Source organism: Cyclobacterium roseum, assembly GCF_010119225.1.
GTDB classification, from domain to species: Bacteria; Bacteroidota; Bacteroidia; order Cytophagales; family Cyclobacteriaceae; genus Cyclobacterium; species Cyclobacterium roseum.
The window spans coordinates 1-15,415 of record NZ_WNKF01000013.1; the positions used below are offsets into that span (position 1 = coordinate 1).

Sequence of the window (15,415 nt, forward strand, 5' to 3'; positions counted from 1 at the left end):
AAATATGGTGCATTCTTATTTACCGAAAGTGGTGCAGTTGTAATTACCGATTACATCACTATGTGCCATTTTTTGCTGGCTTGTAACCAGTTTATTGTTCTTGTGATAAACTAAATATTTAAAATATCATCAAATGGTGAACGATTTCTGTGATCTTTTTCGTGCTGAAATGTGTGTAAGTCTTCGGCGGTTCCTTTACAGGAATTTTTGATTCTTCCACAATTTCTTCATATGCAAGGGTTTTAAAGGTGCTTGTTGTAGATATACAAACCAATACTTCCTCATTTTTAGAATTGCCCTAAGAAATTTCCTCTGTTTTGGAATTATTTTCGTTGGATTTCTACTAACTAAAATCTCATAATTTCATTTTTCCTCCGTAAAATAGCGAAATTTTTGTACTTATTCTGGCTAATGCTTTCCTATGCAGTTAATATTAAGTCATTCAGATGTCGGTTGACACATTTTTTCCCTGTGTTGGGTAATGGTTTTGCTGTGTAGTGGGGTCAATTTTTTTCTTTCATTATTCTGAGAGTCTTTAGATGCTTAGTTTCGATCACAGTGCTAATTTCTTTCAGTCCTTGAAGATTCAATTTAGATGATGGGGTAGTAAGTTGATAAATCAAGATTCTAAACTCCTTCTGATATTGGAATCGATCGTCTTTGTGAAAAAGGGATATTTCACCGTCAACTTTTTTAGGATTATAATAACTCACTTTTCTCCCTTGAATCCCGAGATTTTGGTCTGACACAGCTTTGTCTAGTATTTCGAAAAACCGTTCCCAGTCCAAAATAAGAAGAGTTTTGTCGCCTAGTTCTAATAACTTTTCGTCAAAGGTAGCTAGGTCTTGGTCAAGTTCTAATTCTAACCAATGTAGGGAGCAGCAATGGGTTCTTGGGTCTACTAAGTGTTCAGAAAATTGGCCTTGAAAGTTTCTAAAAACTTTATGGAAATGGATTTCCTTTTCTTCAGTCTTTAAGGTTAGGCGGATTATTTGTTTGTTGTTGACGTTTAATTCCTTTCTGTCCAGTCTACCAGTATTGTCAGGTTTAGGACTTCTGAAATTTTTAATGTTGCTGAAAAATAGGTACTCGTTTTCGTACATGTCAATGATGTGGTTCGCTTTCCCTATTTTGCTTAAAATCAAGTACATCTTAAATTGAGGCTAACCTAAAGAAATTTAAACGCAATTTAACAAAAAAAATAACTGCTGTTCGCCGATGACATGATCCCGTAATCATAACATACCCTTTTTTAGCCTCTGATAATAACAACCAAACCTGAGGTTAAAACCTATCCAATTAAGCTTTTTAAGGGCCTGTAAGGGTTTGTTAAGGGCCCCATGGTTACTGATGCCCCCGTGAGCTATCAATTGCTAGAAGGCCTCTTTGAGGGCTGATTTTTTCTAAACATGGTAGATTTAGCCATGAACCATAATGATTAAAAAGGTTAATTGTGGGAGACGAGAGAAAGGTAGCCGAAATCCCATGTCTATAATTTATGAAAGGCCGGTGATTTCTCATAACGGGGGTAAAAACATTTGCAAACTTGGCATTTTTCAGCTTTTAGGCTTTTTTGTCCAAATAAATCCATTGTTCCAAATTGAAACGTTGAAGCCCCCTTATCTTGAAAAAAGGAGGGCTACCCCTACCTTTGGCTGTTGGGGCGTATATATTTTTTGGTCAATTTTCAGGTTTTAATAATTTTTTCATACCCAGGTAAACCCAAAACACCATTTTTGCCTATACTCTGTAAAGGAGGATAGAGCCCTAGCTTTATGCTGAAAACTATATTTTCATGATGTATCAGTCCAAAGACACAGTTCCTTCATGAATCTTACCAGTGACTAGAAGTGCTCAGGGTCACAGCCGAGAATAAAGCGAAAGCGGTGAGTAAGGATGCAATAACTTTAACGCATTACAATTCGCAAGCCTTTAAGATTTTTAGTTATTTGTCTTAAGGTATGTGGGAACCTCGAAAATAGATTCTCATTTAGTTCTCTCTGTATAAGGGAGAATTATGTGTATTCCTAAAAATATTACCCTTCTTAAGGTGAATTGGCAGGAAAACAAAAAATGAATAAAGGTCACTAATATTTGGTTTTAAACCATATAAGTCCCATAGCTTACATGAACCCCCAAGACCACATGAACCAATTACTGATTTTATTAAACAGGAGTTTTTTAAACCGAAAGCACCCGTTTTTCCTATACTATAGTGATTGAGGTTAATGGCAGGTGTCGCATTTATGCATACCCTCCTAATTGGCCAAATTTTAAACAATATAATTTACGCTAAAAATCGAAAAACATGGTGGAGTTTTACACAGTAAAAGAATTTAAAAATGAGCTTAAGTCACGTGGCATTAATGTCTCGGAAAAAGCGATTCGTCATTTTATTGCAAATGGGAACCTTAAAGCCCAAAAAGAGATCTTGAGGCCTACCCGATGGCAAATTCCAGCGTCTGAATTGGAAAGAATTATTAACTAATTGAATTTTAATGATTTGTTATATCTATAATACAAAATAAAGCTATTATTTTGTAAATATGAATTATAACAAAATAAAAAATTTTAAATAATATTTTTTAATCTTTGTGCAATAATTATGTTTAACAGGAAAAAAAGGAGGAGGTATGGATTTGACAAAAGTCGCAACACTTGGAAGGATTGAAAGAATTATTGATGGAAAGAGTGAATTCTCTAAATATGAATTAAAAAGGGCAGGGGATTTTTTTTATTTAATAGAAAAAAATCCTATTAAGGAAGCTATGGGAGGAAATATAATAATGTTATCATTCCATAAAGAAGAGGTAATAGAACAAGTGGAGGGAAATTCAGGGGTGGCAGGGGATACGTTCGACGAATATCCAGGTGAAACATTCCTGCGGTTCCTTCGTTTCATGCTCTTCTATTTGGATGAATTAGAAGCGAGTAAACTTTACAGAAATTATCAAATATCGAGAGTCTTAAATGAATTGATTGGAACTGAAAATATTACCGATCAAATATCTCTTTCTCTCAGATCAGATGAACCAGAAGATTTTGTATTTTCAATGAATAAGAAAAAATCTATTGATCAATTAAAAGCCTGAATTGGTGAGCCAAGTATAAGGATTTTATTCAAATACATATTAAATGTTTGAGATATTATAATTTTTACAACAATGTTAGAAAGAAGGAGGTACTATGACGATGGAAGACATTATGCAGTCAACAATGGAGTCTGTGATCACGGAAAAATTCTCATATTTTGAGAATCAGGTTCACAATTTAATCTTAGAAGTAACCAGGTTAAACTCAACAATAGGACAATTACTAAAAAAATCTAATCCAGAAGAAAAGCTTACTGTAAAGGAGGCTGCTGAAATTTTAAGGGTAAAGGAGAACACGGTGAGGGATATGTGTAAGAGCGATAAAATTAGTTATGAAAAATTGGGAGGCCAATTTAGGATCAAACGTAGCGCAATAAATGATTATTTGAACAGGCACATTTAAGAACTAAATTTAATATTTAAAGAGCAGGCAAATTGCCTGCTTTTTTGTTTTTAGCCAGTTTAATATGTCAAAAAACCCAATATTATTCAAGGGCAGAAAGTAGCATTTGGTTCCTTTTGTCATCTGTCATTTTTATATAAATTTCAGTAATGACAGTAGAGCTATGGCCAAGAAGTTCTTTTAAAGATTGTAGGGCCAAAGCCCCTTCTGCTTTATTCATTTCTAAAAATCTTCTTGCAAAAGAATGCCTACCTACATGCATTGTAACTTTTTTCCATTTCTCGCAGGTAAAGACCTTTGGCTTTCCATTGTATAGCTTTGTAAAAGAGACCAAATCTTTCAATCCTGCCCCTCTGGCAATCTGTTGGATATCATTATTAATATCATGATTATAAGATTTTGGAATATTGTTTTTATAACGGTCTAGAATTTTAACAACTTTGGGAGAAAGCACAAATTGAATAGATCTATTATTCTTGAAGGTGATGCCCTGAAAATGAAAGGAGCCACCTACCTCCACAATATTATAATCTTTTATTTTGCTGACATTCTGCCATCTCAATCCCGTATAGCAGGAAATTAGGAACAAGTCCTGAGCTAAAATTAAATGATCATGGATAGGCTTATGTTCTTCGATTTTTTTCACCTCTTCCCAAGAAAGAGAAAGCCTAAAGGGATTTTGATACATCCTTTTGAAATTCAAAAAATCTTTAGGAATTCGAATATGGTCGAATCTGGTGATGGCATAGTTACAAATTTTCTTAATTTCCGCAATATGCTTGTCTATTGTGTTGTCACATATCGGTACATCTACTAAATAGCCAATGAAGTAGTCATTGTAAAAGTCCTCTGTAAAATCCTTGAAATCAATTTTGGGGTTATACTCCTTCAGGTGCTTCTCAACCTGATTAAATTTTCTAATAGTTTCCTTAGAATTTTTGGAATTCTTTCTGTAATGCTCCACTACTTCCCAAAACGTGGTAGGTAATTTTATTGATTCCTTTTTTAAAGGCCGAGCTACACTCTTCAGATTTTTAAATTCTTCATCTATCCTAATTTGATACAAGGCCTTAATGTTTTTCTGGTTTGGCTCCACATCCTTTTTTTCCAGCTCTTGAACAGCCTCAATGAGCAATCCCTTTTTCTTTAAAATCCTTTTATTTATTTCAACACCATCAGGGTCTTTACGACTTACCTTTTGACCTGAAATATCCCATGCCTTTACCAATGCCCTTTCATCTGCCCCAATATTAATTCTGAGGCCATTGTAAAAAAATGAAAACCTGAGTGGGGCTTTTCCTTTATTTTTGCCTTGCTTAATTTCACTTCCTTTGATGATGTAAGTATTTATATCCATAGAAATATGTAACAAAATATGTAACAGTAATGACCCAATACAAACCTACATAAAAAACACTAAACATTAACCTAAAACACAAAAAACCCCTTAAAATCGACTTAGAAGCTATTTTTGAGGCTATCATTAGTTTAGTTTATAGCCTATTAATAATGGTAAAAGTGGGGACAGGTGGGCCCACCAAAAGCCTCTTTACGGACTGTAGAGGGGCTTTTTATTTTGTATGTAAAATAGATAAAGCGCAAAGACATTCCAGGTTTTCAAATCCTCCAGTTTTTTTGACTTTCACTTCCAAATCCTCTCCAATGTTTCAAACCTTGGAAAAGGTCCGCCACTTCTTCTCAAACCTTGGTTTCGTTTGTTTCGTTAAGTACCTTCACATTAGCAACGTAATTTCGTTTATCATGGCAATATCCCTCAAAAACAAGTTAACGGAAAAAGATCAAAAATTTGCTAAGGATGCTGTAGGTACCTTGAAAAGAATTACCACAGGCACCAAAACTCATGCCCCGGTGGTTTTTCAGGTGGAGGGGAATTCCATTTCAGTCCCAAGAAAGGCTGTTTTGCTTCTGGAAAAAGTGCTGGATGAAATGGCCGATGGGAAAACGGTGGAAATCGCATCCTTTTCCAAGGAAATGAGCACGCAGGAAGCGGCTGACCTGTTGAAGGTTTCCCGCCCTCACTTGGTAAAACTTTTGGAAACGGGTAATATTCCCTATAAAAAAGTGGGTACACACCGTAGGGTTCTTTTGGAAGATATCAGGAAATATGAAATAACACTACGGAAAATCAGAAAAAAAACGTTGGATAAATTGGCCAGGGAGGCCCAGGAAATGGGCTTGGGCTATTAATCGGACAGCATGATTTCAGCACTGCTTAATGCCAATGTCAATTATCTTGTAACAGCTATTCTAAAGGAGTTTCATAAAATCCTAATCATTGATTTTTTGAAAAGGAACTGTCCCAATATTTGCCAGTATTACGTTTTACTGGCATTTTTTTGATTTCCAATATTTTCCAAAAATCCATAGGTTTGGTATAAATTTGAACGCCAAAGATCATAGACTGATTGATGAATTTAAAAAACCGGGAGGATTCTACCCGAGAAGATCTCTTTGAATTCTATCGATCCTTTGAACTGGACCTGAAAGAGGGCACCTTCGAGTGGAGAATCTATGACCTCAAAGACAAAAATATCATTAGACCACTAAAGAGTGGGCTTTATGTTATTTCCTACAAACCCAAATATAAACCAGAAATTCGTGGCTAACTTCGTTACCAGCAGACAGGTATTCGCTGTGAAACGTTCTCCAAGCTAAAAATACCATCGCCTATCAAAAATCATTCATTTTTATCGTGAAACCTACGTGTATTTGTTCAGTTTTTGTTTGCCTTACGGTGCATAGATAAGATTGTAGCAATTATTGGTGTTTCTCAGGTGTAAAAGAAAGATCTCCATAAATTTTCAAATCTTGGACAAATGTCCTATATTTGAAGACAAACGTCTATATTATGATGTCTGAAGAACAAAAAAAATATTCTGCTGATTCAACGGGTATTGTTAGTGAATTGAGGGATTTACTTTCAAAAGTGGCTAATGTCAAGCCAGAAACGATAGCTGAAGAGTTGACCTATTCAGCATTTTTTGAAAATAAAATGTTAATCATTGGTGTAATCAGACAGGGTTTGCCTTATAAATTATTTAGTAAAATAAAGGATATCACCCCTTTTACAGAGGATGATTGGGCGGAATATTTGAATGTATCTAAAAAAACCTTACACAGACACAGCAATGAGGCTGACTATTTTTTCAAACCGATTCATACAGAAAAAATTATTGAATTAGCCGAAGTTACCAATTTGGGTAAGGAAGTTTTTGATTCCACAGAACAATTCTACCAGTGGCTAAATATACCCTCCTACGCTTTAGGTAACTTAAAACCAGCTGAACTGCTGAAAGACTCCTATGGAAAAGAACTGGTAATGGGAGAATTGAATCGAATTGACCAGGGGATTTTTGCCTAATGAAGGTATTTAGGCTATCAAAGAAAAAATATGCCAACACATTAAGTGGTAAAGGAGCTTCAAAATCTGGAAATAGGTGGAATTCAAAAGGAACGGAAATTATTTATACTGCCGAAAGTAGGGCCTTGGCCATGGCTGAAGTTGCCGTGCATTTAACATTGGCTACTTTGCCTAGTGACTATACCATGATTGAAATTGAAATTCCAGATGCCATAAAAATAAAGGAAATTAAAATAAAGGAACTTCCTGACAATTGGAATAACCATCCACCCAACCGGACTACACAGAAAATTGGGGATGAATTTATCGATTCTGACGAATGCTTATTAAAAGTCCCTTCTGCGGTAGTACAGGGAGATTTCAATATCTTAATTAACCCTTACCATAAGGCATTTAGAGAAATTAAAATTATCAGTGTAGTAGACTTTCCGTTTGATATAAGGATTTTTGAATGATTATTGTAACAAGCTCTGGGCTAATGGCCTATACAGCCATCTGAGAATAAAAAAACCGCCTCCCTATTGAGAAGCGGTTTTTATCTGTTAATTCAAAGTGACTACGGTTTGAGAAGAATGAAATGATGGAACCCTGGAGATGGGGACATCAAGCGTAGCAAAAGCTGATCAGTCGTTGCTGTCCAACTGCCTCCCGGGCCCTTTCCCGAAATCAGTATTGCTCAACTTTAAAATCCCGATAGACAAATTGGCGTGTGGCCATGTGGCGCAAGCCGATGCGGCCCTTTTGGATTTGCCTGGGTTCGATCCCTGCAGCAATGGCGTCGGTGTTCCAGGTATGGTCGATCATGCAATGGCCACTCTCCTTTTCCACCAATCGGAGCCGAAGCGAGGCGGCTCGCTTTTCCACCTGCACCAAATAGGTTTTTCCCGGAAGGATTTTACCATAGTCCACCATCGGTTCGATCAGGCCTCTTCCGGGATACCAATTCAGGTGCTCATCCCGCCAGGGGTACCGCTTGCTACGGAGATTTTCACGGAAACTGAGGCTAAGCAAGTCCATGTAAGTGAAGTAAATTCCCATGTCGGGAATTTCACGAAGGTGGTTCCAGGTGGAGATATCTTCCAGATAGGGAGGGATGCCTATTCCCTGCGCCTGTATGTAAAGCAGCGTGGTACCGTAGTCGCTATCGTCGATCCTGCGCATCTCATAACTGATGTTGATGTCGCCCTCAAACTCCTTTTTGGTCCAAAGCACGGCGTGATGGGCGTGGTACTCCAGGGAATCGTCGTTTTTGGTGACGGTCCCGCCTGCGAAAAACAAACCGTCCGCTGAATTGCGCAGGCTGGCATGTTTCCCATCCAGGAACCAGTTTTCCTGCCAGTCCCCAGTCATCGGGTCTTCAAAAAGTATTTGGGGCTCCGCTTCCTGGCCTTCGTTGAGGACCCGCATCGCCTGCTGTTGTCCGATACGGTCGATGAGTTGCTGAACAAACAGGCTTCGGGGTGTTACCGCAGCGTCCGGGCTTTCGATATGGCCGCTGCCCATCAATGCGTAGCCATAAAATTTACCTTGCTGTGGCGTACCCCAATAGCCGGAACGGGTGTTCGCATACTTGATTCCATTGGAATCGAAACCTTCTTTTTGTTGGCCGGTGTAGCCGATAGCGAAGTTATTTTCTCCTTCCGTTTCGGGATCGAAGACGACGATGCTGGGTGCATCACAATTCCAAATCATGGTATTGGCGGCAGACCATCCATGGCCGGTGCCGGAATCCCCGCGATTGATCGCGGCAATGCTACCGTCTTTTGTGGTGATATTATCGTAAAGATAGCCCGTGCCCCAACGGTGATGCGGTTCGGATTGCTGCCCCCGCACTGCGGTGGAGTTTACAAAAGCAAAAGGACCCATCGTCCGGGCACCCCCCGCAAAATCATGGCGGGCATCCTCTGAATAACACTTATAAACCAGATGGCCCGATCCGCCGCCCATCACGAAGGCGTATCGAAAACCGCCGCGATTCGGGCCAATAGGCTCCAGGTACGCGCAGTTCCGAACGGTAACCTGCTGTGAGCCATTTCCCATAGCAACGGCTGCAAATTGCAGGTGTTTTGCGGTGACGTTCCGTACCCAGCTATCCCGGGCATTGCTAATAGACACGGCCGTTTTATAATTCATAAAGTTAGCCGATTTGCCGGTGTCCTTGACGCCGGTGTCAAAATTTGAGACGAGCAGAAGTGACTCTACGCCGCTATGCGTCGCAAGAGAACCAACATCCGCTTTAAAAACTTCTCCGCCGCCATGTTCTTTCGCAATCGATTGAGGCAGCATTACCTGAAGCGTGAGGGTGTTACCCTGCACCTTTGCAATTTCTCGCAGGTGCATAAACTGGTAGGATTCCGGCTTCCAGGGTTTTTTCTTGGCGCCTTCTTTTCCACCTCGAATGTGACGGAGCCGCTCGCCCATGCCAAGGTCCTCGATCCACTGTTGGTTTACGGTCTTCCGGACAAATACAAAGTCGCCGGGTTTAAACGAAACGGCATTTGTTACTGACAGCTCGTAACTGCCAGAAGGCAGGTATGCGTCCGTGATTCTAACGGAACCCTCCCGGAATTGCTGGATTTCACCCTCGCCTATAGTGATGGCCGTCTCCCCTCCTTTGTCAGTCCGAAAGATCAGTTTGGTGCCATTTTCATCGTTGCCTTCGCCGCGAAGGACCACTCCGGATGGGATATGTAAACTTCCGCTTACGTAGTAGGTTCCGGCCTTGAGCAGGACGGCTCCTTTGATTCCCCGACTATCGGCTTTCATGTCTCCCATCTTGTTCAGGGCTGCCTGAATCGCTGGCTGACTGTCAGGGCCTTTCGGATAAGCCATCGTGCCATCCCGGCTGCTTTCACCCGAAGGCGGCCAAAGTGTTTCTCCAACAGGCACATTGGGAATGGGAACATTGCTCTGCTTGTATCCTGTTCGGGACCAATCGAGTACACGGTCACCCCGATCGCTATAGGATTTGTAAACGAGCTTTCCTTCAGCGCCCATGGAGACCAGGGGCTGGAGCGGATCTGGCTCAAATGTATGGATGGGTATGGTAGTGGGCGCAGGCTTTACCCAGCTCTCGGGAAGGTCAGTAATCGTTTCCGCAGCGGTGGTAGCCGGGCATCTCGAACAAAGCGCAAGTCCCTGTGCCCGCGCCGCTGCCAAGGTCATTTTTTTCATCGCTGCCTGCTCATCGCTGCCAAGTTGCCTAAATCGAATGCAATCCGTAACGTGTACCCGTTTTTTTCCGCCCCAATATACGGTGGTGGTGTCGGCGTTTTGGGCTGCAGTAGGCTGCATGCAGAAAAGGCTCAGGAATATTATGAGCACAGGGATAGGCAGGTTCAGGGCGATAGATCGGAAGATTGTTTTCATTCGATTGGTCGGATATTTTGGGAGAGCATATTAGAACCTATTCATTAACGGTTTAAATGTACAATTGTATTTCTTAATTACATGGTTTTTATTGCAGGAAGCCAGGCGATTACCCGAAAAAACGATCAAAAAAAACCTGATGGTAATGCAAAGGTAACAGCCATCCGGAACCCGTCAAGGCTGACATGAACGGCCTGCCCCAGACACCACAAAGGCTGTCCTTGACTGAATGTCTGACTTGTTGGTCCGCATTTAAGAGCTGCTAAAACCAGAAGAATATTCAATTTCGATATATTGACAAGCAAACTGTTAATCGGCAGCACGTCAATACTGTTGTCATTGGGGCCATTGTAATTTAGCTTGAAAAGGGTGGATCGGGAGTTTTGCTTGTAGCTGCCGCCTTAATGCAGGTCTTTTAATTTCTCAATTATTGCGTTAAGGTTAGATTTTGAAAGGGTATCAAGAACTTCGGTGTAAGACTTTGGAGGGTTCTTTAATCTTTTGGCCATTTTCAGCGATGAAGTTGGACGAATAAATCATTCGTAACCTAGGTTCAATTCCTGGGCTTGCTCTGAAAGAAATCTCAATTTTTCTTCTCTGGTCCTTTGAAGGCTTTTCTCGTAGGTGACCAAACCCCGTAGCAGGATTCTTCGATGGCTCCCTACTTTTTTGAAAGGAATGGTATTGTTTTCCAGTAATTTAATCCACTTTGGTAATGTTCCTTAGCTTTCGTATTTTTATCATAATGCTATTGCCGTTTTGATCACCTGGTGAGTAATGGATGGAACATTTAGCTTAATACCTGATGTTTAAGCTAATAGGAACAATTATTGGGTGTATACATATAAAAGTACTTTAAAAAAGAAGGAAGATGGATTATAAGCAACATATAGAAAGGAACCCAGAGATTATGTTAGGTAAGCCGGTTATCAAAGGGACCCGTATTACAGTGGAACTGTTGATGAGAAAGCTGGCAGGTGGATTTACGCTAACAGATCTTTTAAAGAGCTATCCCAATTTGAACAAAGAGCAGGTTCTGTCTGCACTTTTTTTCCATTCCCAAAGTTAAAAGGGACTGTAAATCGTCAACTCGATTTTACTTATCGCCTGGTAACTTTCCTGCCAATGAAGATGAACGTTAGTTGAAGGTACTGGTAATTTTCCGATAGTTAGAAGTGGTTCCTATACAGGCCAAACTGGAAATAACCGCAATGGTTGCGGTTAGTCAATAGTTGTGCAACATGCTTTAAAAAAAGTGAATACATGAGACAAAGGATATTGATGACATTGTTTGCGCTTCTGATTTTAAGCAGTGCATTTGGACAGAATTTCGAAAAAGTAGTTTTCAACGACAAAGATATAGAAGACTATTACATTCAATTAAAACTCCCAACAGAAAAGATTAATGGCGTTTTGATTTTGTTACCAGGTTACGCTGAAAATGCTGAAAGTATATTTCCGTCTTCTAATTTATTTAACACAGCATATGCAAATGATATTTGGACAATAGCCATCGCTGGTGGAGAAAAAATATATGCTGACGAGAAAGTAATTGATAAGATAAATAGGGGGCTTACCAACTTTATCAAAAGAAATCCTAATGTTCCAAAGGACAAATTTGTAATTGGAGGATTCTCTGCGGGCGGTACAATTAGTTTGAGATATGCACAATATTCAATTGAGCATCCAGAAAAGACTCCTATAATTTTAAAGGGCGTATTTACTGTTGACTCACCAATAGACCTTGTTGACATTTGGGAATATTTTCAGAGAAAGATTAAAAAGAATCATTCGGAAGCAGGAGTCTTTGAAGCCAGATTCATTTCAGAAAAAATGAAGGAAGAAATCGGAACACCGGAGACGCATCCAAAACTATATAATGAATTGACCCCTTTTAATCACAGGCTGACAGAGGTAGGTAATGAGAAGTACCTGAAAGACATGGCAGTTAGAGTTTACCATGATATAGATGTAGAGTGGCAATTGAAACAAAGACGAAGAAGCTTATTTGACTCAAATGAACTTAGTTCTTCAGAGCTAATTAACAGATTGATGTTAATGGGTAATGAAAGAGCTGAGTTTATGACAGCAAAACAACCGGGTATCAGAAGTAACGGAATGAGACACCCTCATTCATGGTCAATTGTTGACGAAGCTGAGTGTATCAAATGGACACTTAAAATATTTGACGCGAAATAGATTTAACCAGAAGCACGAATGCCCAAACATTGGCTAAGAGCAAGCGGGCGGAAAGTGTTAAATTGAAAGTGGTTACCTTTAGTAACCCCAGGTAGTGGCAGGCAGTGAATTGCATTTTAATGCCCGCCTGCTCTTAGCCTTGGCCGTTAGGCTTCAATTTAATTTTCATTCGTATAATTATATTTCATGAGATAAGCGTATTATTAATCATAATTCATGAAAAGTAATTGATTTTCATGGTATATTTGTACTTGTATGTCATAAAAAGGGATAATGCATCACTGTTTTTCACAACAAGTAACTGTATTTCATGGAAGATCTACTCCTGAACCTGGATTTCTTGCCGGATATGCATTATTAGTAGCTATTATTGAGGAAAAGGGGGTGAACGTTCCTTTACCTGACAGACTTGCTATTTTTACTGAAAAACATCAACGGTACAATACCGACCAATGGCAAGTATTTACAATCAGACATAAACCTGACAATGACATAACCAGTCATTTAGCTTTTGCACTAAAATACGAAGGAATAGAGCTCTACATTCTAAAAAAATTCTTTCAACACACGGGGAGCGAGCCTGTTCTGCATATGCTAAAGAAAGAGCCAACCAGTCAATACAGCAGAAAGGTATGGTTTCTTTATGAATGGCTAATGGATAAAGTGCTTGACGTACCAGATCTCAAGGCAGGAACATATGTCGAAATAGTCAATCCCAAACTTCAATACACAAGCTCTTCAATTAACTCTACCCGACACAGAATAAAAAATAACCTACCGGGGACACCAGCGTTTTGTCCCATGATTAATAAAACAGATAAAATCGAAAACTTCATATCTAAAGATTTATCTGGTTCAATGGAAAAAGGCTTAGATGGCAGGGACAAAGATATCATTAGAAGGACTGCTGCATTTCTGTTATTAAAAGACTCAAAAGCTTCCTTTGCTATTGAAGGAGAATATCCTCCAAACCTTAGAGCAAGGAATTGGGGAAAAGCAATTGGACAATCAGGAAAAAAACAACTAACCATAGAAGAATTAGAGCGGCTTCAAGACATCGTTATTGGGACAAAAAAACTGAAGAATATGGGGTTAAGAACGCAGGAAGGTTTTATCGGAGAGCATGATCGCGAAAATTTTTCTCCCTTACCTGACCATATATCAGCAAAATATAAGGATTTACCATCTTTAATGAAAGGACTATTGGATACGAATAAACTTCTACAAGAGTCAGCGTACGACCCTGTTTTAGCAGCAGCCACCATAGCATTTGGATTTGTATTTATTCACCCTTTCTCTGATGGTAATGGCCGTATCCACAGATACATAATTCATCATATATTGACTCGAATGGGGTATACTAAAAGGGGCATGATTTTTCCAATATCAGCAGCCATACTAAATCGGATTGATGAATACCAGTCAATTCTAGAATCATACTCTTCTCCAAGAATAGAATTAGTAGAATGGCAGCCCACACCAGATCATAATGTTAAAATCGTCAATAATACAATTGATCTATATCGTTATTACGACCTAACCAAACAGGTGGAATTTTTATACGAATGTCTAGAAGAAACCATCGAGCAAATAATACCAGAGGAACTGGATTATTTAGAAAAATATGACCGAATAACTAATTATATAAACAATTATTTGTCTTTGCCAGACACCAAGGTGGATTTATTGATCAAGTTGCTAAATCAGAATAACGGTAGGCTACCAAAGAATATAAGACAGAAGGAGTTTGACGATATCACTGATGAAGAAATTTCATCAATTGAAGAGAACTTTCAGTCCATTTTTGAAATAAATAATAAATAAACGTAAGCCGAACAAGAGCTAAACTGCATTGAAACGCGGTTTAGCCAAAAGAAATGATTTATGGTGAGAGACCTAAAGCATAATTTGATTTTCGGTTCAGGTTGAGATTCTGTAAATTTGAAATGGTAAAAAATAATAAGATAGGTGAAAATATGTTCGCTGATTTTTCATTGACAGATGGAAACTTAAACTGCAACGATTACGACTTGATTTTCCCGATTTCTGATTTATATAATGGACAAATAGGAGCATAAAGATTGACTGTATGGTTTACGCCTACAGCTTTCGCATCATACCTCCAATCGACCAGCAAGGAGCTGCCAAAGTTACGGTCTTAATGAAGTTTATTTTTACCAAGGAGTTAGTTAACTGATAGTATAATGCCAAAAAATAAACCCTTTTCCAGCAGGAAATGCCAACGGCAAAGCAATCCTGTTATTGAATCCGCAGAATTCCCCATCACCGCTTTAGCCAGTCAGACGCGGGTAAATTTCCCATTAAACGATTTTCCGTTTATTTACCGGAACGTTGGGTGCTTACTGCTCGTTTTCTTCGCATCCTTGCTGAGCGCATGTGCTCCGTCCAAAGTCCCTTCTGATACGTTTTTTGACGGCCAGTCATTCAGGGGCTGGAATGCCCACACAGAATCGGTTTGGCGCATTAAGGATGGAGTCATCACGGGTGGCAGTTTGAAGGGGAATTCGCGCAACGAATTCCTGGCGACGGACAAGGTCTACAAAAACTTTCACCTGCGGCTCGAGTACCGGCTTGTTGGCACAGAAGGATTCGTGAATGGTGGCGTACAGTTTCACAGCCGGCGAACCACCCATCCGGCGAATGAGATGAGTGGTTTCCAGGCAGACATCGGTGCAGGCTATACGGGCTACCTCTATGATGAGTCTCGGCGCAATCGCTTTTTGGCGGAGGCAGACTCTGATTTCGTTTCTTCGATTGAGCGGGTGGGCCAATGGAATCGATACGAAGTCATTGCCCGTGGCAAGCAGGTGACGATCCTTCTCAATGGTCAAAGGACGATTACCTATCGGGAGCAGGAGGAAGATATTCCGCTGGAAGGACACATTGCCTTGCAGATCCATGGCGACAGCAACGCAGAAATTTCGTTCCGTAACCTTCAAATTGAGGAGT

At 39.7% G+C, this 15,415-nt stretch carries 12 protein-coding genes and 1 pseudogene; 10 read left to right on the forward strand and 3 right to left on the reverse strand.

Annotated features, from left to right (window positions below):
• Positions 1-503 precede the first annotated feature (503 nt).
• A complete protein-coding gene (locus GJQ68_RS16935; RefSeq protein WP_235941667.1) occupies positions 504-1,151 on the reverse strand; it encodes a hypothetical protein in 648 nt (215 codons plus the stop codon).
• Positions 1,152-2,633: 1,482 nt separating this feature from the next.
• Here GJQ68_RS16935 and GJQ68_RS16940 point away from each other — a divergent pair.
• On the forward strand, positions 2,634-3,092 hold the full coding sequence (locus tag GJQ68_RS16940; RefSeq protein WP_162418493.1) for a hypothetical protein: 459 nt from the start codon (positions 2,634-2,636) through the stop codon (positions 3,090-3,092).
• 94 nt (positions 3,093-3,186) lie between these two features.
• Complete coding sequence (locus GJQ68_RS16945) at positions 3,187-3,495, forward strand: helix-turn-helix domain-containing protein (protein ID WP_162418494.1); 309 nt, start codon at positions 3,187-3,189, stop codon at positions 3,493-3,495.
• A gap of 82 nt (positions 3,496-3,577) precedes the next feature.
• On the opposite strand, the gene GJQ68_RS16950 is transcribed toward GJQ68_RS16945, so the two are convergent.
• Positions 3,578-4,852 carry a tyrosine-type recombinase/integrase gene (locus GJQ68_RS16950; RefSeq protein WP_162418495.1) on the reverse strand — a complete coding sequence of 425 codons (1,275 nt, stop codon included), beginning with the start codon at positions 4,850-4,852 and terminating at the stop codon, positions 3,578-3,580.
• 404 nt (positions 4,853-5,256) lie between these two features.
• Here GJQ68_RS16950 and GJQ68_RS16955 point away from each other — a divergent pair, with 404 nt between their 5' ends.
• From GJQ68_RS16955 to GJQ68_RS16970, 4 genes are all read left to right on the forward strand, one after another.
• Positions 5,257-5,703 (forward strand): excisionase family DNA-binding protein, encoded by a 447-nt coding sequence (locus GJQ68_RS16955; RefSeq protein WP_162418496.1) that lies wholly within the window; start codon positions 5,257-5,259, stop codon positions 5,701-5,703.
• 221 nt (positions 5,704-5,924) lie between these two features.
• Positions 5,925-6,122: a DUF6577 family protein gene (locus GJQ68_RS16960; protein ID WP_162418497.1), complete on the forward strand. Its 198-nt coding sequence runs from the start codon at positions 5,925-5,927 to the stop codon at positions 6,120-6,122.
• Between the two features lie 242 nt (positions 6,123-6,364).
• Positions 6,365-6,877 (forward strand): type II RES/Xre toxin-antitoxin system antitoxin, encoded by a 513-nt coding sequence (gene parS / locus GJQ68_RS16965; protein WP_162418498.1) that lies wholly within the window; start codon positions 6,365-6,367, stop codon positions 6,875-6,877.
• Positions 6,877-7,332 carry an RES family NAD+ phosphorylase gene (locus GJQ68_RS16970; protein WP_162418499.1) on the forward strand — a complete coding sequence of 152 codons (456 nt, stop codon included), beginning with the start codon at positions 6,877-6,879 and terminating at the stop codon, positions 7,330-7,332. Before parS ends, GJQ68_RS16970 begins: the two co-directional genes overlap by 1 nt.
• 211 nt (positions 7,333-7,543) lie before the next feature.
• Here the strand turns inward: GJQ68_RS16970 and GJQ68_RS16975 are convergent, their stop codons facing one another.
• The gene (locus GJQ68_RS16975; protein WP_162418500.1) at positions 7,544-10,246 is read right to left on the reverse strand and encodes a pectate lyase family protein; all 2,703 of its coding nucleotides are present in this window, start codon (positions 10,244-10,246) and stop codon (positions 7,544-7,546) included.
• An 871-nt stretch (positions 10,247-11,117) separates the two neighbouring features.
• Here GJQ68_RS16975 and GJQ68_RS16980 point away from each other — a divergent pair.
• The 4 genes and pseudogenes from GJQ68_RS16980 to GJQ68_RS23700 form a co-directional block, all read left to right on the forward strand.
• Positions 11,118-11,315 carry a DUF433 domain-containing protein gene (locus GJQ68_RS16980; protein WP_162418501.1) on the forward strand — a complete coding sequence of 66 codons (198 nt, stop codon included), beginning with the start codon at positions 11,118-11,120 and terminating at the stop codon, positions 11,313-11,315.
• A gap of 194 nt (positions 11,316-11,509) precedes the next feature.
• Positions 11,510-12,445: an alpha/beta hydrolase gene (locus GJQ68_RS16985; protein ID WP_162418502.1), complete on the forward strand. Its 936-nt coding sequence runs from the start codon at positions 11,510-11,512 to the stop codon at positions 12,443-12,445.
• A gap of 273 nt (positions 12,446-12,718) precedes the next feature.
• Positions 12,719-14,269, forward strand: coding sequence for a Fic family protein (locus tag GJQ68_RS16990; RefSeq protein WP_162418503.1), 1,551 nt, complete (start codon positions 12,719-12,721; stop codon positions 14,267-14,269).
• 380 nt (positions 14,270-14,649) lie between these two features.
• Positions 14,650-15,351 (forward strand): annotated as a pseudogene (locus GJQ68_RS23700) (3-keto-disaccharide hydrolase); the annotation flags it as partial.
• Positions 15,352-15,415: the final 64 nt, after the last annotated feature.